Source organism: Flavobacterium sp. AJR, assembly GCF_002156885.1.
Lineage (GTDB): Bacteria > Bacteroidota > Bacteroidia > Flavobacteriales > Flavobacteriaceae > Flavobacterium.
In genome coordinates, this window is the sequence record NZ_NCWQ01000074.1 from 15,350 (window position 1) to 33,997 (window position 18,648).

The 18,648-nt window shown below is 31.6% G+C and carries 22 protein-coding genes; 14 read left to right on the forward strand and 8 right to left on the reverse strand.

What is annotated here, in order from left to right:
- Positions 1-372: 372 nt before the first annotated feature.
- From B8T70_RS18185 to B8T70_RS18210, 6 genes are all read right to left on the reverse strand, one after another.
- Complete coding sequence (locus B8T70_RS18185; protein WP_086895758.1) at positions 373-798, reverse strand: hypothetical protein; 426 nt, start codon at positions 796-798, stop codon at positions 373-375.
- A gap of 64 nt (positions 799-862) precedes the next feature.
- Positions 863-1,765, reverse strand: coding sequence for a PhzF family phenazine biosynthesis protein (locus B8T70_RS18190; protein WP_086895759.1), 903 nt, complete (start codon positions 1,763-1,765; stop codon positions 863-865).
- Positions 1,766-1,845: 80 nt separating this feature from the next.
- Positions 1,846-2,331: a hypothetical protein gene (locus tag B8T70_RS18195; RefSeq protein ID WP_086895760.1), complete on the reverse strand. Its 486-nt coding sequence runs from the start codon at positions 2,329-2,331 to the stop codon at positions 1,846-1,848.
- Between the two features lie 93 nt (positions 2,332-2,424).
- Complete coding sequence (locus tag B8T70_RS18200; RefSeq protein WP_086895761.1) at positions 2,425-2,853, reverse strand: hypothetical protein; 429 nt, start codon at positions 2,851-2,853, stop codon at positions 2,425-2,427.
- A gap of 89 nt (positions 2,854-2,942) precedes the next feature.
- A complete protein-coding gene (locus B8T70_RS18205; RefSeq protein WP_086895762.1) occupies positions 2,943-3,704 on the reverse strand; it encodes an MBL fold metallo-hydrolase in 762 nt (253 codons plus the stop codon).
- Between the two features lie 6 nt (positions 3,705-3,710).
- Positions 3,711-4,043: a hypothetical protein gene (locus tag B8T70_RS18210; protein ID WP_039118121.1), complete on the reverse strand. Its 333-nt coding sequence runs from the start codon at positions 4,041-4,043 to the stop codon at positions 3,711-3,713.
- Between the two features lie 263 nt (positions 4,044-4,306).
- Here B8T70_RS18210 and B8T70_RS23940 point away from each other — a divergent pair, with 263 nt between their 5' ends.
- From B8T70_RS23940 to proC, 9 genes are all read left to right on the forward strand, one after another.
- On the forward strand, positions 4,307-4,477 hold the full coding sequence (locus tag B8T70_RS23940; protein ID WP_165572136.1) for a hypothetical protein: 171 nt from the start codon (positions 4,307-4,309) through the stop codon (positions 4,475-4,477).
- Between the two features lie 70 nt (positions 4,478-4,547).
- Positions 4,548-5,087 carry a DUF4375 domain-containing protein gene (locus B8T70_RS18215; protein ID WP_086895763.1) on the forward strand — a complete coding sequence of 180 codons (540 nt, stop codon included), beginning with the start codon at positions 4,548-4,550 and terminating at the stop codon, positions 5,085-5,087.
- Between the two features lie 415 nt (positions 5,088-5,502).
- Entirely contained in the window at positions 5,503-6,774 is a 1,272-nt protein-coding gene (serS, locus tag B8T70_RS18220) for a serine--tRNA ligase (RefSeq protein ID WP_086895764.1), read from the forward strand.
- Positions 6,775-6,874: 100 nt separating this feature from the next.
- Positions 6,875-8,653 (forward strand): tetratricopeptide repeat protein, encoded by a 1,779-nt coding sequence (locus B8T70_RS18225; protein WP_086895765.1) that lies wholly within the window; start codon positions 6,875-6,877, stop codon positions 8,651-8,653.
- A gap of 60 nt (positions 8,654-8,713) precedes the next feature.
- Positions 8,714-9,025, forward strand: a complete 312-nt coding sequence (locus tag B8T70_RS18230) for a DUF4286 family protein (protein ID WP_039116568.1) — start codon at positions 8,714-8,716, stop codon at positions 9,023-9,025.
- A gap of 233 nt (positions 9,026-9,258) precedes the next feature.
- The gene (locus tag B8T70_RS18240; protein WP_039118127.1) at positions 9,259-9,735 is read left to right on the forward strand and encodes a nucleotidyl transferase AbiEii/AbiGii toxin family protein; all 477 of its coding nucleotides are present in this window, start codon (positions 9,259-9,261) and stop codon (positions 9,733-9,735) included.
- 71 nt (positions 9,736-9,806) lie between these two features.
- Positions 9,807-10,586, forward strand: coding sequence for a 16S rRNA (adenine(1518)-N(6)/adenine(1519)-N(6))-dimethyltransferase RsmA (rsmA, locus tag B8T70_RS18245; RefSeq protein WP_086895766.1), 780 nt, complete (start codon positions 9,807-9,809; stop codon positions 10,584-10,586).
- Positions 10,576-11,982: a magnesium transporter gene (mgtE, locus tag B8T70_RS18250; protein WP_039118128.1), complete on the forward strand. Its 1,407-nt coding sequence runs from the start codon at positions 10,576-10,578 to the stop codon at positions 11,980-11,982. The genes rsmA and mgtE overlap by 11 nt, the downstream gene beginning before the upstream one ends.
- A 115-nt stretch (positions 11,983-12,097) precedes the next feature.
- Positions 12,098-12,874, forward strand: a complete 777-nt coding sequence (gene proC / locus B8T70_RS18255; RefSeq protein WP_039118129.1) for a pyrroline-5-carboxylate reductase — start codon at positions 12,098-12,100, stop codon at positions 12,872-12,874.
- A 64-nt stretch (positions 12,875-12,938) separates the two neighbouring features.
- On the opposite strand, the gene nhaA is transcribed toward proC, so the two are convergent.
- Together nhaA and B8T70_RS18265 are read right to left on the reverse strand one after the other, a co-directional pair.
- On the reverse strand, positions 12,939-14,087 hold the full coding sequence (gene nhaA, locus B8T70_RS18260) for a Na+/H+ antiporter NhaA (protein WP_039118130.1): 1,149 nt from the start codon (positions 14,085-14,087) through the stop codon (positions 12,939-12,941).
- A gap of 9 nt (positions 14,088-14,096) precedes the next feature.
- On the reverse strand, positions 14,097-14,789 hold the full coding sequence (locus B8T70_RS18265) for an aspartate/glutamate racemase family protein (protein ID WP_039118131.1): 693 nt from the start codon (positions 14,787-14,789) through the stop codon (positions 14,097-14,099).
- A gap of 107 nt (positions 14,790-14,896) precedes the next feature.
- Between B8T70_RS18265 and B8T70_RS18270 the strand changes: the two genes are divergently transcribed.
- The 5 genes from B8T70_RS18270 (at position 14,897) to B8T70_RS18290 (ending at position 18,648) form a co-directional block, all read left to right on the forward strand.
- Positions 14,897-15,841: a 2-hydroxyacid dehydrogenase gene (locus tag B8T70_RS18270; RefSeq protein ID WP_039118132.1), complete on the forward strand. Its 945-nt coding sequence runs from the start codon at positions 14,897-14,899 to the stop codon at positions 15,839-15,841.
- Between the two features lie 82 nt (positions 15,842-15,923).
- Complete coding sequence (locus B8T70_RS18275) at positions 15,924-16,202, forward strand: TM2 domain-containing protein (RefSeq protein WP_039116557.1); 279 nt, start codon at positions 15,924-15,926, stop codon at positions 16,200-16,202.
- Positions 16,203-16,309: 107 nt separating this feature from the next.
- Positions 16,310-16,834, forward strand: coding sequence for a hypothetical protein (locus tag B8T70_RS18280; RefSeq protein ID WP_086895767.1), 525 nt, complete (start codon positions 16,310-16,312; stop codon positions 16,832-16,834).
- A gap of 1 nt (position 16,835) precedes the next feature.
- Positions 16,836-17,717, forward strand: a complete 882-nt coding sequence (dapA, locus tag B8T70_RS18285) for a 4-hydroxy-tetrahydrodipicolinate synthase (protein ID WP_039113075.1) — start codon at positions 16,836-16,838, stop codon at positions 17,715-17,717.
- Positions 17,718-17,853: 136 nt separating this feature from the next.
- Positions 17,854-18,648, forward strand: coding sequence for an outer membrane protein assembly factor BamD (locus tag B8T70_RS18290; RefSeq protein ID WP_039113093.1), 795 nt, complete (start codon positions 17,854-17,856; stop codon positions 18,646-18,648).

Consider the following 18,648-nt stretch of genomic DNA (forward strand, 5'->3'; position numbering starts at 1 on the left):
ATATATACAAAAATGACTGTTTTGTGAAAAGGTTGTTTTGTAAAATTCCGCAAAAGAAAACACAAAGTTACGCGAAGAGCTTTTCAATAGCTTTGTGGACCTTTGCGTTTTCTATTTCATTACTCTGCGGTTAAAACCTGAAGTATTGTTTATGCTAAAAGAGCTTAGTGTCTGGCAATTTCTGAGAAACTATCTTAAGTTTTACAAGTAAAAAATCTTTGCGAGACTCTGTGTAAGCCTTTGCGCTCTTTGCGGTATAATTTTAGCGCGTTTATGGAGAATAAAATTTAAATCTTTCCCCTTAATTTTATTAATCTAAGTGTTGTAATAATGAAATTGGTTCTAATAGATATAAATTTAGGATAACATGATTTATTTTGCTACTAACTTGTGCTTGCTATTTTTTCTATAAAAATAAGTTGAGATGTATACAATTAATAGATATGGTGAGTAAATTAGAAAAAACATAAAAGCTTTAAGCGGCCAACCAATTCCTAGCGTATTTTTTTCTAGTTCTTTTACTTTTTCTAAATTTTCAAGGGCTACATTTTTAAATCTTTCAATATCGTTCATAGCATCAAAATCAAATCCATAATAGGAAAGTAGAATCTCATTTGAAAAGCTTCCCCACCATCCTACAATTAAAACAAGAATAAAAGTTGTTATGATGCTGGTGATTAAGTATATGATGAATATGTTTTTAGTATTTTGTTTATATATTTTATTTAATATAAGAATTGGTAAAACGATTAAAGTTATTATTGATATAAATGTTATTGTTTTTATTATAATCTCCATGAAGTGGCTATGTTGGTAGTTGTAGGAAAGAATTAAAAAGAAATCTAATCTGGTTTGATTTTATCTAAATATAAAGTTCGCCACGCATTGTTATAGCTGAAGATCCACCAACTAAAATATCACTTTGTCTACTCATTACTTCTATTATTGAGGATTGATTTAATTTTACACCTTGTAGAATCTTATATTCTTTGTTTGGTTGTGTATACTTGTTTTTTGTCAAAAAACCGATTAGAGGGCCTGCAGCAGTTCCAGTAGCGGCATCTTCTTCTATTCCGATTATTGGATTGAAAAATCTGGCTTCAACAATATTATCTTGATCTTCATCAGTAATAGTAAAACAATAAAAACCTTCAAATTGATGTTCTTTTGAAATTTCGATTAAAAGTTTGTTGTCAGGAGTACAGCCGTTTAATAATTGGCTATTTCTAATCGGAACCATTACGTGCGAAACTTCTGTTTGTACCACAGTTGGAACGAGCATATTAACTTCTAAATCTTCTATTTTTAAACCTAATGCTATTGCTATTTTATAAGTAGGGACTTGGTGTTTTATAATAGCTTGTTTTTGATGCATTTGTACAATAGGATATTGTGTGACTGAATCAAAACTTGCTGTTACTCGTATCGGGGCATTTTTCATGATTACAAAACGATTGTTTTCATCTTGCTCATCAAATATTGGTATTTTTTTTAATAATGCACCACAAACGGCACCTAACAAATTGTGTCCAGCTCCGTCTATCTCAAAGCCTATTGGAGTAAAAGAACGCACATTAAGAGCCTTTTGTACTTTAGAATAATAAACAAATGAAGTCTCAGAATAACCAAATTCCTTTGCAATATTTTGATAAACTTCTAAGTTTAAATTTCCATCAGTAAAAACGACAGACAAAGGGTTTCCTTTGTAACTTGTATTAGAGAATACATCTAAAACATAGTATTCTAATGCTATTCTTCCCATCATTATTTATATTTTTAAATGCTTATTTTTTTGATATGTTCGCTTGTTAAAAATACAATTATAATAATTTATATCTAGTAGATTTATTCGTCTAATTCTTTCCAGCAAATGTCTATTTCTCGTTGAACTTGTTTTTCGAGTTTAGGAAGTTCATTTGTAACCCAAAACTGGCTTTCTCTAGTCAAATAATATTTGTCTTCGTTAAGTTTAAATTTCATGGTATCTGTAATCATCGAAATCATTTCATGGACTTCGGATGTTCCATTTGCAAAATTTGGACCGACTAAATATTTTAAAATATCCTTTTCATATTTCGGTTTGTAGTATAAAATATGAGTAACTATAGGAAAATAGAAGTAAAAATAACTATAAGTATTTGAGTGATATTGGATTTTATTAAATTCGGAGATTAAAACATCAGATTGTAAATCGGGAGTTTCAGAATTCAATTCTTTTAATAATTCAAAAGTTTTTTTAGCACTTGTAGTTAAATCCCTCATTCTTTTAAGATATGAGAATGCTTTTTCAAATTCTGAGTTTTGATTGTTTATCCAATTAAAAGCGTTCAATTTAGTATTTGATTTAATGTTATGTGGTTTGAAATATGTACTAATTTAAAACAGAATACTGTAAAGTTTATATGAGATTTTGACAGTCCAGATCTACTGTTTAATACTTATTTTTAAATTACTGAAGTTGTTAATCTTTTTAAATTCAGTCATGAAAGAATTTACTTCTAGGATACTATCATTTTCTGCTTTCAATTTAAGTAAGTTAAATTCTTGTCCGCTTATTTCTCTAAAATAAGCTTGTGTTTCCATATTAGAAGCATTTAATGGATAATTTTTGGGTATTTCTTGTGCTGTTAACTTTCTTAATATTTTAGTGTAGATTTTATTTGATAGTTCAGTTTTAGAGATAGAAATTTCAATTATTAGTTGACTGTTTCTATTTAGATAATTCTGAATTCTTTCGTAAAATTCACTTTCACAATTTTTATTGGAGTCGAATAGATTTAATTTACGAAGAAGTTGAATCTTAAAATCACCAACATTTTCATAGTCTACTAATTTGATTTTTCGAGTGTCCATTTAAATCAATGTTATATAATTTTTTTAGAACAGATATAATTCTTGTATTCTGATTGAAAGTATTTAAGATGTTATCTTGTTTTGCTAGCTTAATTCTCGTAAAGTTTAAACTCTTCGATGTCATGATATCCAAAAACTGCTATTTCAGGATGCTCATTTATTAAATTTCTTATTTTATCTAAACTGTTTAATCTTAAATCATTGTTGTCTGCCCTCATTTTGGCTAACTGATTTACGGGATGCTTACTATCATTAAGTTCTAGTCTCATGTAATATGCGTCTGCAATGTAAAACATCCATTTGTTGTCTGTTTTTATTACTACACCACAATGTCCTGAAGTATGTCCGAAAAGGGGAACAAGAAAAATTTCTGTTTCGGTATTTGTAATGACTTTTCTAGCTTCAAATCCGAACCATTTGAAGTCGGATTTTCCATAAGTTTTAATCGTTGGATTATGTGCTAATGGTGTTTTTAAGTATCTTGGATTTCCTGAATTGAAGTTTTCATATTCTTCAAATCCTACGTGAACTGTTGCATTAGGAAAATCGGCAAGGCCTCCTATGTGGTCGTTATCGAGATGGGAAATAATGCAATCGGTAACTTTTTCAGGGTTAAGTCCTAATTTCTCGATTTGCCTTATGGCGGTTTGATTTTCGTTAAAGCTATAGCCAACAATATCTATAAGTTGTTGGCCGATTCTTTCTAATGGTTTTTGGATGTCTAAAAGTCCAATGCCAGTATCAATTAAAATGAGTTTATCATTCTCTTCAATCAATAGGCAATGTCCACAGACATTATCGTTAACTGGTGAAACAATTTTAACACAGTTTAAATGATGTATTTTTGGCATGCGATTTTAATATGAAGCGTTAACTGTTTTTATAATTAAAACGCCTACTCCCTCAGTATCTCCATAAAGACTAATTGCTTTTTGTCTGTCAACAGTTGTAATCTTTAGAATTTGATTTTTTGAAAATGTAAGTTTCTTTTTTTCTAAGTCTTGATAAGTATATGTTACTCCATCTACAATAAGCATTGGCTCATTTGTAATAACTTTATTAGTAGCCATTTGTATAATAGTATCTGAAAGATAGAGTCTTTCTGTTCCTTTATCTTGTAGTTCATATCGACTTTGAGAATACATTGAGAAGGATAAAAGTGAAATAGCTGCAATAAAAATTTTTTTCATAGGTATAATATTTTAATAGAATTTGGGCGATGAATAATTTTAATTCAATGCTAAAATAGTGTTTTTTGTTACATAATAATATTGTGAATTTATATTTCTTATGAAAATGGGTTTGCGTTAGGGATAGCAGCGGATAGCCCACAGCCTGACGGAGGAAGTGCGAGGACTTGTAGTGAATAGCCCGACCCGGAGGGAAACGCCCAGTAAATTATTCCCATTCAGTTTCATATCTTTGTAAGCGGAATTAAATAAGCATAGAAATCATGGCAAAAGGACCTGAAAAAAATACCAAAAACAAGGCTTTGCATACCAAATTGCTAAACCGAAAAAAGACTAAACTTCAGGAGGAGAAAAAAGCAAAAGCATTACGTTTGAAAGCTTTGGTTACAAAAATGAATGAAAAAATGGGTAAGGACGGATTAGATGGGATATAAATCAGATTGTATTTCTTTTCTGGTTTAATTTAACTGAAATTTGCAAAACAAAATCTAAACATAAAACAAGATGGAATTCGGTAGAATAATAGTTTCTGAAACGGCAATGAATAGTGAGAATCTTCAAGATATAATTCACTCTAATATTTCGGTAATTAATTTAATGCGTGAGGAAGGTATTGATGATGACTTGATTCATGAGGATGCTTTGATGAGTTATTATTTAGATTATTATACTTCGCAATGTACAGAGGGAAATTTTGCTCAATTTGTATATAATTCGAGTTGGAATGCTGAATTAAATGAGTTAATCGAAGAAGGTTTGACTTTGCTTGGTGCCGAAAAACACTTGGAATTATTCCAACAACAAAGCAAAAAAGTAAAATTAATGAGCAGTGTAAAACTTAATAAATTCCTTAAAGGAAAATTAGAAGGTGTAAACCCAATAAGAGATTTGCTGAATAATGATACTTTTTATGAAATAGAAGAAAACCTGGTTACGTTGAACGCTAATTTTTTAAAATCACATCCTGATTTAGAAGTTCTTTCGGTAGATGATATGTTTGCTACTTTGGAGGAATTTGTGGGTCATGAAATTAAAAGGGCTTAAGGAAGGTTCTTAGGTTCGGAGTAGCAAAGGTTCAAAGGTTGGGTTTGTGTGAAATGGAGTTTGTGAGAAGAGAGACAGAAGATTTAAGATGCAAGAAGAAAGAGGGATTAGAGAACAATAATATTGTAAAGTTATCAGAATTATATTTGGTAACTATTTGATACTTAAACTCTACTCAGGAGGACAAAGTATTGTACTTATTTCTATTTAATTAAACTTTTGGGAGTCTTTGTGTCGCCTTTGTGCAACTTTGTGATCCTTTGACTCCGCTCAGGAGGACAACAGTTTGTGGAATAATATTTTTTTATAAGTAAGAAATTACCTTTCGCTATAAACTTTGTCCCATTCTTAGCAAACATTTCCTTAAATTTGCTTCCTTAATATATAAATATACAATAGTTACAAAATTTAAGCTATGTTACAAATCGCATTTATTAGAGAAAATCAGGAAAAAGTAATCACAGCTTTGGCAAAACGAAATATCGATGCCAAAAGCGCTGTTGAAGAAGTGGTGCAACTAGATGAAAAACGTCGTGCAACTCAAGTTGAGTTGGATAACATTTTGTCTGAATCTAATAAATTATCCAAAGATATTGGCGAATTGATGAAAGCGGGTGAAAAATCTAAAGCCGCAATCTTAAAAGAGAAAACAGTTGTATTAAAAGAAAAAAGTAAAGAGTTAGCAGACAAAGCTGATATTTTGGCTCAGGATTTAACTCAAAAATTATACGCATTGCCAAACCTTCCAGCTGATATTGTACCAGCAGGGAAAACTCCAGAAGACAATTTGAATGTTTTTGAAGAGGGTGAAATTCCAGTTTTGCATGAAGGTGCACAACCACATTGGGATTTGGTAAAAAAATATGATATTATCGATTTTGAGCTTGGTGTAAAAATAGCTGGTGCTGGATTTCCTGTTTATAAAGGAAAAGGTGCTAGATTACAACGTGCTTTAATCAATTATTTTTTAGATAAAAATACTGCCGCAGGATATAATGAAGTGCAAGTTCCGCATTTAGTAAATGAAGCTTCAGGATATGGAACAGGACAGTTGCCAGACAAAGAAGGACAAATGTATCATTCGACTATTGACGATTTATACTTAATCCCAACTGCCGAAGTTCCTGTTACAAATTTATTCCGTGATGTTATTTTGAGCGAAAGCGAATTGCCTGTTTTACATACAGCATATACGCCTTGTTTCCGTCGTGAGGCGGGTTCTTATGGAGCTCACGTACGTGGATTAAACCGTTTGCACCAATTTGACAAAGTAGAAATTGTACGTGTTGAGCATCCGGATAATTCATATAAAGCGCTTGACGGAATGGTGGAGCATGTGAAAACTATTTTGCAAGAATTAAAGTTACCATACCGAATTTTACGTTTGTGTGGTGGTGATATGGGTTTTACAGCAGCATTGACATATGACTTTGAAGTTTTCTCTACAGCACAAGATCGTTGGTTAGAGATTAGTTCAGTTTCTAACTTCGAAACTTTTCAAGCGAACCGTTTGAAATTACGTTTTAAAGATAAAGACGGAAAAAATCAATTGGCTCATACATTAAACGGAAGTTCATTGGCTTTGCCAAGGGTACTTGCGGGAATTCTTGAAAATTACCAAACACCAGAAGGAATCGTAATTCCAGAAGTATTACGACCATACTGTGGGTTTGATATTATAGACTAATCTTTTTAGTAAACAGTATTCGGTTGCAGTTTTCAGTCCAGTTTGGAAACTGAAAACTGTCACTGAGACTGAATACTAAAACTGTAACTAAAAACCGAAGATGAAAAAGCTCTTTCTATTTATTACTTTATCATTCTCGCTATTTACATTTGCTCAAAATGAACAATTAGCGCAATATTATTACGATAAAGGTGATTTTGAAAAAGCAAAAATCAGCTATCAGGAATTGTTGGATACTAATCCTTCGAACACACAATATTTTTATCGAACTATTGATTGTTATCAACAACTACAACAGTTTGATGTAGCCGAAAAAATTATCCAAAATCGATTTAATAAGTACAAACAAGGTACTATTTTAATTGAACTGGGATATAATTTTCAATTGCAAAAAAATGATGCTAAAGCCAAAAACTTCTACGATCAGGCTTTAGATAAAATCTCTACAAATCCTAATGAGGTATTTGGTATTGCCAATTCTTTTGAGAAAAAAGTGTTATTGGAATATGCTTTAAAAGCATATCAAATGGCATCCAAAATTCAGCCTAGTTTTAATTTTAATTTTCAGATTGGTTTACTCTACGGACAAATGGGTAAGACTGATATGATGATTGAAACTTTGTTGACAGAATCTAATGAAAATCAACAGAACACTCCATTAATTCAGAGTCAGTTATCAAGGTTTATGGCAGATGCTGCCGATACAAGTTTCAATGACGCATTACGAAAAGCACTTATTTTAAGAACTCAAAAAGACCAAGATGTTTTTTGGAATCACTATTTGAGTTGGTTTTATGTGCAACAAAAAGAGTTTGCGAAAGCATTTATTCAGGAAAAAGCCATTTACAAGCGTGATCCCGAATCACTTTCGAGTATTGTTAATTTGGCTCAGTTTGCGATTGATGATGAAGATCCCGAAGCAGCTCAGGAGATTTTAGCTTTTGTTCTGGAGAATACAAAAGATTTAAGTTTGCTTGTACAGGCAAATACCTATTTGTATAAAATAAAAATTGACAAAGCAACCGAAAAAGAATATCCAGTAATTAATACAGGACTCCAAGAATTGCTAACAACTTATGGCATAAGTCCTTTTACCTTATCTTTGCAATTAATTCAAGCACATTTTTTGGCTTTTGATTTAAAAAAATCGGAAGAAGCAAAAACGATTGTTAAGAATGCACTCGAATTACAACTGAATGATTATCAAAAAGCAGAGGCTAAAATGGAATTAGCTGATATTTTGCTTTTTGAAGAAAAATTTAATCAGGCGTTATTGTATTATTCACAAATAGAATTGGATCTTAAAAACGATGTTATGGCGCATGAAGCGAGTTTAAAAGCTGCCAAAACGAGTTATTTTAAAACTGATTTTGTATGGGCTTTAAAACAGTTTAAAGAGTTGAAATCGGCTAATACACAGTTGATTGCAAATGATGCTTTGGAGTATTTTTTATTGATAAATGATAATACAGTTGCCGATTCTACACAAACGGCTTTGAAGCAATTTGCAAAGGGAGACTATCTTATATATCAAAATAGAAATCAAGATGCGATAGCTCAATTTCAAAATATATTAAAAACTTTTAAAGGACAAGAAATAGAAGCCGTAACTTTGCTGCGATTAGGACAAATTTACGAAGACTTAGGCGATTATAATTCGGCTTTAAGTCAATATCAATTGATTATCGATCAACATAGTGACGGAATCTATATTGATGAAGCATTGTTCTTTTCGGCAGAAATTTACAATAAGAAATTACAGGATTTAGAAAAGGCAAAAGCCTTATATGAGAAAGTAATTTTTAACCATCAGGATAGTATTTATTTTGTAGATGCCAGAAAGAGATACAGGGAATTGCGAGGCGATACCAATTTATAGCTAGGTTTAATTGGTTATTCGTTTAACCGATTAACCGAAAAAACGATTAAACAGATAAAAATGATTATTTACAACATCACCACAAACATACATGAAAGTGTGCATAACCAATGGTTAAATTGGATGCAACAAAAACATATTCCTGAAATTTTAGCAACAGGAAAATTTTCATCTGCAAGAATAGTAAAAGTTTTAGTAGATGAAGAAATGGGCGGGATTACTTATTCTGTTCAATATGTTACTGATAGTAAGGAAACGTTAGAGAAATATTACCTTGAAGACGAGCCAGCTTTCAGTCAGGAAGCATTGCGATTATTTGCAGATAAAATGCTTTCTTTTAGAACAGAATTAGAGTTTATCTCGGAGCATTAAATAGATTATTTGATATTTTGGAGAGTCTAACAATCTGAAAATATAAATGGAAATTAAATTTCAAACTAAGGAACAGAGCAATAAACAACAACAAGAGGATTTCTTGAAGTTGTCTAAAACGGAAAGGGTATATAGCTTTTTTCGTTTGATGGAACGTGTGAGCAAGTTTCCTGTTAAGAATAAAGAAGATAAGAATAAAGATAATTTTCTGATTGTTATAAAATCAAAGTAGGATGCTAAAATTGTGGGATCAAAACATTAACGAGTTCATTACTTTAGCTAACAAACATCAAGTTCGAATGCTTATGGTTGGTGGGGGAGCCGTTAACTTCCATGGTTATCAAAGACATTCAGCAGATGTTGATTTTTGGATAGAAACAACAGATGAAAATTTTAAAAAATTAGTTGTTGTTTTCAATGAGATGGGGTATGAAATTACTGATTTCCCTGAAAATGTAAAAAAACAAGAACAGAATATTTCAGTGAAATTTTCTCCAATTGATTTAGATTTAGAATTAATTACCAAATTTTCGGTAAATAAAACTTTTGAAGAAGCTTACAATGACAGTGAGGAAGTAACTGTAAATGACAAAACATTTTTAAGATGGAATGTTTTATCTTTAGAAGACTTGATTACAAGTAAAATTAAAGCGAATAGAGCTAAGGATTTACTAGATATTCAACAACTTCGGGAAATTAATAAAAAATAGATTATTTGATATTTGAGTGGATTGATATTTCAAAAAACTCAATAATCTAACAATCTGATAATCTAAAATAAATGGAAAAAGTAAAAGCCAAAAAACATCTCGGACAGCATTTCCTTAAGGATGAAAGCATCGCTAAGGCAATAGCAGATACGTTAAGTTTAAAAGGATATGACGAGGTTCTGGAAATTGGACCAGGAATGGGTGTGTTAACCAAATACTTGTTAGAAAAGCCAATCAATACCTATGTTATCGAAATTGATACTGAATCGGTAACTTATCTAGATGAGAATTATCCAAAATTAAAAGATAAAATTATTTCAAAGGATTTTTTGAAGTATGATATAAATGAAGTTTTTGAGAAAAAACAATTTGCTATAATTGGGAATTTCCCATATAATATTTCTACTCAGATTGTTTTTAAAACATTAGAATATCGTGATCAGATTCCAGAATTTTCTGGAATGTTTCAAAAAGAAGTAGCACAACGTATTTGTGAAAAGAAAGGGTCTAAAGCTTATGGGATACTATCGGTTTTGGCACAGGCTTTTTATGATACCGAATACTTGTTTACGGTAGATGAGAATGTATTTATTCCGCCCCCCAAAGTAAAATCGGGAGTTATGAAAATGACCCGAAAAGAAGATTACAGTTTGCCTTGCGGCGAAAAGTTATTCTTTACAGTAGTGAAAACAGCTTTCCAGCAACGTAGGAAAACGTTACGTAACAGTTTGAAAACATTAAATTTATCAGACAAGTTAAGAGAAGACACTATCTTTGATTTACGCCCGGAACAACTAAACGTGGCAGAATTTATAGCATTAACTCAGAAAATAGAAGCCGATGGAGTTTAAAATCAGCAAAGGTCTAATACAAGAATTAGAAACACTCATTCAGAGTAAAAACGACAAGCAATTGGAAGTTTTATTGAATGATATTCACCATGCTGATATTGCCGAAATCCTGGATGAACTGGATTTTGATAAAGCAACTTACATATTTAAAGTATTAGATAGCGAAAAAACCGCTGAGATTCTTCTGGAATTGGAAGATGATTTGCGTGAGAATATATTAAGCAGGCTTTCGCCAAAAGAGATTGCCGAGGAGCTTGATGAATTAGAAACAAATGATGCTGCTGATATTATTGGTGAATTATCGAAAGATAGAAAAGCCGAAGTAATATCTGAACTTCAGGACGTAGAACATGCTAAAGGCATTGTAGATTTATTACGTTACGCCGAGAATACTGCAGGGGGAATCATGCACAAAGAGTTGGTAAAAGTCAATGAAAATTGGAATGTGCTTACTTGTGTGAAAGAAATGCGAATTCAGGCAGAAAATATTTCAAGAGTACATTCGATTTATGTAGTCGATGATGAAGATAGATTAAAAGGACGTTTGTCGCTTAAGGATTTATTAACCACTTCTACACGAACTCCTGTTAGTGAGGTTTACATTAAGAAATTACATTATGTAGATGTAGAAACTCCCGATGTTGAAGTAGGGCGTATCATGGAAAAATATGACTTGGAAGCAATTCCGGTTGTAGATGAACTGGGACGTTTGGTAGGTCGCATTACGATTGATGATGTTATCGATGTCATAAGAGATGAAATAGAAAAAAGGGATACCGAGGACATTCAGAAATTTGGGGGTTTGGAAGCTCTTGAATTACCGTATGTAGAAACTACTCTTTTTGAAATGGTTAAAAAAAGAGCTACCTGGTTGGTGGTTCTGTTTATTGGAGAAATGTTTACTGCATCTGCAATGGGCTTTTTTGAAGGAGAAATAGAGAAAGCTGTTGTCTTGGCTTTATTTGTTCCGCTTATTATTTCTAGTGGAGGTAATTCGGGATCACAAGCTGCAACACTTATTATTCGTGCAATGGCCTTAAAAGAGTTAACACTAAAAGACTGGTGGTATGTAATGAAAAAAGAAATTGCATCAGGTTTTTTATTGGGTTCTATATTAGGTATTGTTGGTTTTATAAGAATCATGATATGGCAAAAAACAGGATTGTATGAATATGGAATCCATTGGTTTTTTGTTGCACTAACGGTTTCTTTTTCTTTATTATTTATTGTATTGTGGGGAACACTATCTGGGTCGATGATACCATTCATGCTAAAGAAACTTAAGCTGGATCCAGCAACTTCATCTGCACCATTTGTAGCAACATTAGTTGATGTAACGGGATTAGTTATTTACTTTACAATTGCATCCATATTATTAAAAGGCAAGTTATTATAAAAATAAAAGCATGAATTTAAATATACTTAACCACTATATTTCATGCTCTTTGAGTCTTTTTAAGACTCAAATCTATTAAACCAAAACAACCAAAAAACTATAAATTACAACCAGAATGAAAGTACACATAATAGGAGGAGGAAACCTCGGGGTTTCTATAGCCTTAGGGATTGCAAAATTCTCAAAGAATAATCAAGTTACAATTACCAGAAGAAATACAGCTAGTATCTTGTATTTGCAAGAATTAGGAATTACAGTTTCATCAGATAATAAACATAATATACAAGAAGCAGATCTTGTTATCCTGACTATAAAGCCATATCAGGTTGATACGGTTTTGACAGAAATCCTTCCTGTGATTTCTAATAAAACAATTGCTTCGGCAGTAAGTGGTTTGGCTATTGATGTGCTTCAAAACAAAACCAATCAGGAGCATCATGTAGTACGAATCATGCCTAATATTGCAGCACAATTTGGAGAATCGGCTACATGTATTTCATTTACCGAAAAAGATAGAGCACAAGCGTTACCAGTTGTAACTTTATTTGAAGATTTAGGTACAGCACCAATTATTGACGAAAAGTTAATGGATGCAGCAACTGTTTTAGGTGCTTGCGGTACAGCGTATGCATTGCGATATATTCGTGCTTCGATGCAAGCAGGAATCGAAATAGGATTTGATTCTCAAACAGCATTGGCTATAGCGGCGCAAACCGTAAAGGGAGCAGCTAAAATGTTGCTAGAGGAAAAAGTACATCCAGAACAATTAATCGATCGCGTAACAACACCACAAGGCTGTACAATTGTTGGATTGAATGAAATGGAACATAATGGTTTTAGTTCATCTCTAATTAAAGGAATCAAAACTTCTTTAAAGCAAATTAAAGGATAGTTTTAAAAATAGTGTTTTTATAAAAAAAGGACTTTCAGTTTTAACCGAAAGTCCTTTTTTGTTTTTAAGTATTCTTAATACGTTTCTTTAAAGTCAATTTTAGCCAGATGAATCCCAGTAATCCTGCAATAAATGAAGCAAGCAAAATTGCTATTTTGGAAAAATTAATGACTTCTGGATCTTTAAAAGCAAGCAGGGTTATAAATATGGACATTGTAAATCCAATTCCGCCCAGCATTCCTGCACCTATAACGTAAGACCATTTAAGTTCTTTAGGTAACGTACAAATTCCTAATGCAACACCTAAGAAAGCAAATAGAGTTATTCCTAAAGGTTTCCCAACAACTAATCCTAAAATAATTCCTAGTGTATTAGGATGACTTAAACCTTCATGCCAATCAGAGTTTATGGCAATACACGTATTTGCCAATGCAAACAATGGTAAGATAAAAAACGCAACTGGTTTATGTAAAAAGTGCTGTAGTTTATAAGAAGAAGTTTTCTTGCCGCCATCTCCAAACGGAATTACAAAAGCAAGTAAAACACCTGTTATTGTAGCGTGAACTCCAGAATTTAGCATAAAATACCACATGATAACTCCACCAATCAGATAAACATAGAGATTGTGAACTTTCATTCGATTAAAAATAAATAACACACCTAAAACAGCAAAAGCCAAAGCTAAATATAGGAACGATATAGTTGTAGTATAGAATAACGCAATAACCACAATAGCACCCAAATCATCGATTACGGCAAGAGCAGTAAGGAATACTTTTAGTGAAGATGGAACTTTGTTTCCTAAAAGAGATAGAATTCCAATTGCAAAAGCAATGTCGGTTGCCATTGGGATTCCTGCTCCGTTTTGTGTAGCAGTTCCAAAATTCAGTAATAAAAATATTCCCGCAGGAATAAGCATTCCGCCCAAAGCACCAAAAATTGGTAATGAAGCATTTTTTATACTGGTTAATTCTCCTTGATAAATTTCGCGTTCTAATTCTAATCCTATCAAAAGAAAGAAGATAGTCATCAAACCATCATTTATCCAATGTGTTATAGAATGATGTCCGATATTAGTTTCCCAAAAAGCAATATAATCGTTTTGGAAAATAGAGTTTGCTAAAAAAAGAGAAAGAATAGTTACGAAAAGTAAAATCAGACCTCCTGATTTTTCACTTTGAAAAAAGGCCTTAAATGTTTTTGTTAATTTCATTTTATATTGTTATTTCAGTGCGAGTTCTACAGCTTTTTGTGCGTGAATTGCTGCTGTATTAAATAATTTGGTTGCTGTGTATTCGTTGGTAATTAGTAGTTCAATTTCGGTACATCCTAATATAATTCCTTCGGCGCCTTGGCTTATTAAATCGGTTATTATATCTAAAAAAATAGTTCTTGAATCGGTATTTATTATTCCTTTTACCAATTCTTCATATATTATTCGATGAATTTCGACTCTTTGTTCTTGATTAGGGATTATAGTTTCTATTTTATATTTGTCGAGTAAGCGACCTTTAAAAAAATCTTGCTCCATTGTAAATGAAGTTCCTAACAATCCTATTTTTCTAAAATTTTCTGCATTAATCTTCTCAGCAGTTGCGTCGACAATATGAATTAAAGGAATTGATACGCTTTTTTCTATTTCATCAGATAATTTATGCATTGTGTTTGTGCATAATATGATAAAATCAGCTCCTGCTTTTTCTAGTTGTTGAGCCGCGTCTGACATTAATATTCCTAATTTATTCCAATTGCCTTCTTTTTGCAAAGTTGCAATTTCATTAAAATCTACTGAGTACATTACGGATTTACAGGAATGAACACCACCAAGTTTTTCTTGAACACTCCTATTTATTATTTGATAATATAAAGAAGAACTTTCCCATGACATGCCACCAATCAATCCAATTGTTTTCATAAAATCGTTTTATGCGAATTTACACATTTCTTAGCGAATTCTTTTGGTTAAAACCAAAACCCGTATTTTTTTTGTTACTTTGTTTATCTAATTTAAGTCTTAATTTCATGCCAATTAAAGTTTTACATATCGATAGCAATCACCCAATTCTTTGGGAACAATTACAGGAAGCTGGATTTGAAAACCATGCCGATTTTACTTCTACTAAAGAAGAAATTGAAGCAAAAATTCAGGATTATCAGGGAATTGTAATCAGAAGTCGTTTTAAAATCGACAAACAATTTATAGATAAAGCAACAAATTTAAAATTTATAGCACGTGTTGGGGCGGGATTAGAAAGCATAGATTGTGATTATGCTCTCTCTAAAGATATCGAACTAATTGCTGCTCCCGAGGGAAACTGTAATGCAGTTGCAGAGCATACATTAGGAATGATTCTGTCTCTTTTTAATAAACTAAATCTTGCCGATAGCGAAATACGTTCGGGACAATGGAACCGAGAAAGTAATCGTGGTTATGAACTTGACGGAAAAACGGTAGGGATTATAGGTTATGGTAATATGGGTAAAGCATTTGCAAAAAAACTTAGAGGTTTTGAGGTAGAAGTTTTATGTTATGATATTCAGGATAATGTTGGAGATAAGAATGCTAAACAAGTTTCATTAAAAGAGCTTCAAGAAAAAACCGATGTATTGAGTTTACATATTCCGTGGACTCCAGAAACAGATAAAATGGTCGATACAGCATTTATTAATGCATTTAAAAAGCCATTATGGATAATTAACACCTCAAGAGGTAAGAACATTGTTACCGCCGATTTAGTTACTGCAATGCAATCAGGGAAAGTGCTTGGAGCTGGTTTGGATGTTTTAGAATATGAAAAATTATCTTTCGAAACACTTTTTCAGGACAAAGATACTCCCGAGGCTTTTCAGTATTTATTAGATGGTCGAAAAGTAATTTTAACACCGCATATTGCAGGTTGGACATTCGAAAGTCATGAGCGTTTAGCCCAAGTAATCGTTGATAAAATTAAAGCAGTTTGTTTGTAAGTAAAAAATTTTAAGACGGATTTGTGAATTTTCTCAATAAAATTTCTATTTTTATTCATTATAAATTATTTAACTAATAAAAATGGAAAATTCAAAATCTGAAGAGTGGAACAACCCACAAATTGTAAAACCAGAAAATAAAAAAGTACTTGCCGGAGTTCTAGCAATTCTGTTAGGAGGATTAGGTATTCATAAATTTATTTTAGGGTATACTCAAGAAGGTATTATTCAGTTGGTTATCGGAGTGGTAACTTGCGGAGTTGGAGGAATAATAGGTCTTGTAGAAGGAATTATTTACTTAACTAAAACTGACGAAGAGTTTTATCAAACCTACCAAGTAGGTAAGAAAGGCTGGTTTTAAGATATAAAATCTCGATTTTTCGAGATTTTTTTTTGGCTTTCATTTTTTTAGTTTTACCATCTTAAATGCGACTTAAATAATTAATTTTGTAATCTAGTAAAAGTACTATGTTTTTAAATTATACAAAGGTTTTTTTTGTAAAAAAATCGTTAAAGAAAAATCTTAATAATGTAAAAAACGGTGCATTTACTAATGATATACAAAAGGTTGGTTTACTTATAGATGAAAGTCATTTTTCAGAAAAAGAAGCTTTACTAGCCGAATTGGTATCAAAAGGAATTGAGAAAAAGAACATCAAAATTATTGTTTATAAAGACAAATTCAATAAAAAAGAGACGTATTCTTGTCCAACTTTTGGGATTGATCATCTTAATTGGAATGGAAAGATTGCCGAAGGATTTTTAAAAGACTTTGTAAACGAAAAATTCGATTTATTAATAAGTTATTATGATATCGAAAAAGTAATGCTGATGCTTGTAACACAAAATTCGAATGCCAGGTTCAAAGTTGGTTTTGCATCAATTGATAAAAGATTAAATCGATTGATGATTGATACCAACGTTCAGGAATATAAAATTTTCGTGAATGAATTATTTAAATATTTAAAAAACATTAAACCAAATACAATCTAATATGCAATCATTAATAGGAACAGGCGTTGCACTAGTAACTCCTTTTAAAGAAGATTTTTCAATTGATACAGAAGCATTACAAAGAATAGTTAATTTTTCTGTAGATGGAGGAGTTGAATATCTTGTAGTTATGGGTACAACTGCAGAAAACGCAACATTAACTCAAGACGAAAAGGAACTTGTTATCACTACAGTTATTAATGCAAATAAAGGAAGATTACCTTTAGTATTAGGAGTAGGAGGAAATAATACAATGCAAATTGTTGAAGAATTAAAAACTAGAGATTTTTCAGCTTTTGAAGCTATATTGTCAGTGTCACCTTATTATAACAGACCTACGCAAGAAGGAATTTATCAGCATTTTAAGGCTATTGCCGAGGCATCACCAATACCAGTAATATTATATAATGTTCCAGGAAGAACATCTAGCAATATGTTGCCATCAACAGTTATACGTTTAGCAAATGATTTTGCAAATGTAGTTGCAATAAAAGAAGCTGCAGGAGATTTGGTACAAGCAATGCAATTGCTTAAAAATAAACCAAGTGATTTTCTCGTTATATCAGGAGATGATATGATTGCTTTGCCAATAATTTTGGCAGGAGGTTCAGGTGTTATATCAGTTATTGGACAAGGTTTTCCAAAAGAATTTTCAGAAATGATTCGTTTAGGATTGAATAGAAAAGTAAATGAAGCATTTAAAACACAATACTTTTTATCAGATTGTATTGATATGATTTTTGAGCAAGGGAATCCAGCAGGAATAAAACAAGTGTTTAAATCACTTGGTATTGCTGAGAATGTCGTAAGATTACCGCTTGTTGCAGCCGATGAATCACTTGCAAATCGCATTGATGAATTTGTTAAAAAAAGCATTAAATAAAAATAAAAAACGAGGTATTTTATTATACCAAAAAATATTTTGTAGTAGCTAAATTAATAACTAAATTTGCCACCGAAACTTCGGTGTGGTTTTACTTGGATATAAACATCCTGGGAATCATAATAAAAGTAAAAAAATGAAAAAAATAATATCTGTATTGTTTGTAGTTGTTCTTTTTTGTTCTTGTAGTGATTATCAAAAAGCACTAAAAAATGATGATGTAGCAGCAAAATTTGAAATTGCAACAAAAATGTACGATGCCGGAAAGTATACTAAAGCAATTCGTTTGTTTGAGCAACTTGCAGCATCATATAGAGGAAAGCCTCAGGCAGAGAAATTATTTTATATGTTTTCTCAATCCTATTATAAAACAAAACAGTATTATTTAGCTGGATATCAATTCGAGAGTTTTGTTTCTGGATATCCAAGAAGTGAAAAAGTAGAAGAAGCAGCTTATTTAGGAGCAAAAAGTTATTCGATGTTGTCACCAGTATATAGTTTAGATCAAACAGATACTAATAAAGCTATCGATAAGTTACAGGCTTTTATAGATAATTATCCAAATTCACAATATATAGTAGAGGCAAATGCAAGTCTTAAAGCATTAACTACTAAATTGGAGAAAAAAGCATATGAAAATGCAAAAGGATATAATACTATCTCAGATTTTAAATCGGCGATAGTAGCATTTGATAATTTTGTTGGAGAGTATCCTGGAACAGAATTCAAAGAAGATGCATTGTATTATAAATTTGATTCAGCATATCAGTTAGCAATTAACAGTATTTCAGCAAAAATGGAAGACCGTTTAAAAGTAGCTAAAACTGCATATTCTAATTTAATGAAATATAAAAGTGATACTCATTACAAAGTGAAAGCTGATGAGATGAATGAGAGAGTTGAAAAAGAGTTACAAAATTTTACTAAATAA

Excerpts from the sequence above, each read along its gene's own strand:
- B8T70_RS18185 (WP_086895758.1), bottom strand. The coding sequence starts at position 798 with ATGGAGATTATAATAAAAACAATAACATTTATATCAATAATAACTTTA.
- B8T70_RS18190 (WP_086895759.1), bottom strand. The coding sequence starts at position 1,765 with ATGATGGGAAGAATAGCATTAGAATACTATGTTTTAGATGTATTCTCT.
- B8T70_RS18200 (WP_086895761.1), bottom strand. The coding sequence starts at position 2,853 with ATGGACACTCGAAAAATCAAATTAGTAGACTATGAAAATGTTGGTGAT.
- B8T70_RS18205 (WP_086895762.1), bottom strand. The coding sequence starts at position 3,704 with ATGCCAAAAATACATCATTTAAACTGTGTTAAAATTGTTTCACCAGTT.
- B8T70_RS18210 (WP_039118121.1), bottom strand. The coding sequence starts at position 4,043 with ATGAAAAAAATTTTTATTGCAGCTATTTCACTTTTATCCTTCTCAATG.
- B8T70_RS23940 (WP_165572136.1), top strand. The coding sequence starts at position 4,307 with ATGGCAAAAGGACCTGAAAAAAATACCAAAAACAAGGCTTTGCATACC.
- B8T70_RS18215 (WP_086895763.1), top strand. The coding sequence starts at position 4,548 with ATGGAATTCGGTAGAATAATAGTTTCTGAAACGGCAATGAATAGTGAG.
- serS (WP_086895764.1), top strand. The coding sequence starts at position 5,503 with ATGTTACAAATCGCATTTATTAGAGAAAATCAGGAAAAAGTAATCACA.
- B8T70_RS18225 (WP_086895765.1), top strand. The coding sequence starts at position 6,875 with ATGAAAAAGCTCTTTCTATTTATTACTTTATCATTCTCGCTATTTACA.
- B8T70_RS18230 (WP_039116568.1), top strand. The coding sequence starts at position 8,714 with ATGATTATTTACAACATCACCACAAACATACATGAAAGTGTGCATAAC.
- B8T70_RS18240 (WP_039118127.1), top strand. The coding sequence starts at position 9,259 with ATGCTAAAATTGTGGGATCAAAACATTAACGAGTTCATTACTTTAGCT.
- rsmA (WP_086895766.1), top strand. The coding sequence starts at position 9,807 with ATGGAAAAAGTAAAAGCCAAAAAACATCTCGGACAGCATTTCCTTAAG.
- mgtE (WP_039118128.1), top strand. The coding sequence starts at position 10,576 with ATGGAGTTTAAAATCAGCAAAGGTCTAATACAAGAATTAGAAACACTC.
- proC (WP_039118129.1), top strand. The coding sequence starts at position 12,098 with ATGAAAGTACACATAATAGGAGGAGGAAACCTCGGGGTTTCTATAGCC.
- nhaA (WP_039118130.1), bottom strand. The coding sequence starts at position 14,087 with ATGAAATTAACAAAAACATTTAAGGCCTTTTTTCAAAGTGAAAAATCA.
- B8T70_RS18265 (WP_039118131.1), bottom strand. The coding sequence starts at position 14,789 with ATGAAAACAATTGGATTGATTGGTGGCATGTCATGGGAAAGTTCTTCT.
- B8T70_RS18270 (WP_039118132.1), top strand. The coding sequence starts at position 14,897 with ATGCCAATTAAAGTTTTACATATCGATAGCAATCACCCAATTCTTTGG.
- B8T70_RS18275 (WP_039116557.1), top strand. The coding sequence starts at position 15,924 with ATGGAAAATTCAAAATCTGAAGAGTGGAACAACCCACAAATTGTAAAA.
- B8T70_RS18280 (WP_086895767.1), top strand. The coding sequence starts at position 16,310 with ATGTTTTTAAATTATACAAAGGTTTTTTTTGTAAAAAAATCGTTAAAG.
- dapA (WP_039113075.1), top strand. The coding sequence starts at position 16,836 with ATGCAATCATTAATAGGAACAGGCGTTGCACTAGTAACTCCTTTTAAA.
- B8T70_RS18290 (WP_039113093.1), top strand. The coding sequence starts at position 17,854 with ATGAAAAAAATAATATCTGTATTGTTTGTAGTTGTTCTTTTTTGTTCT.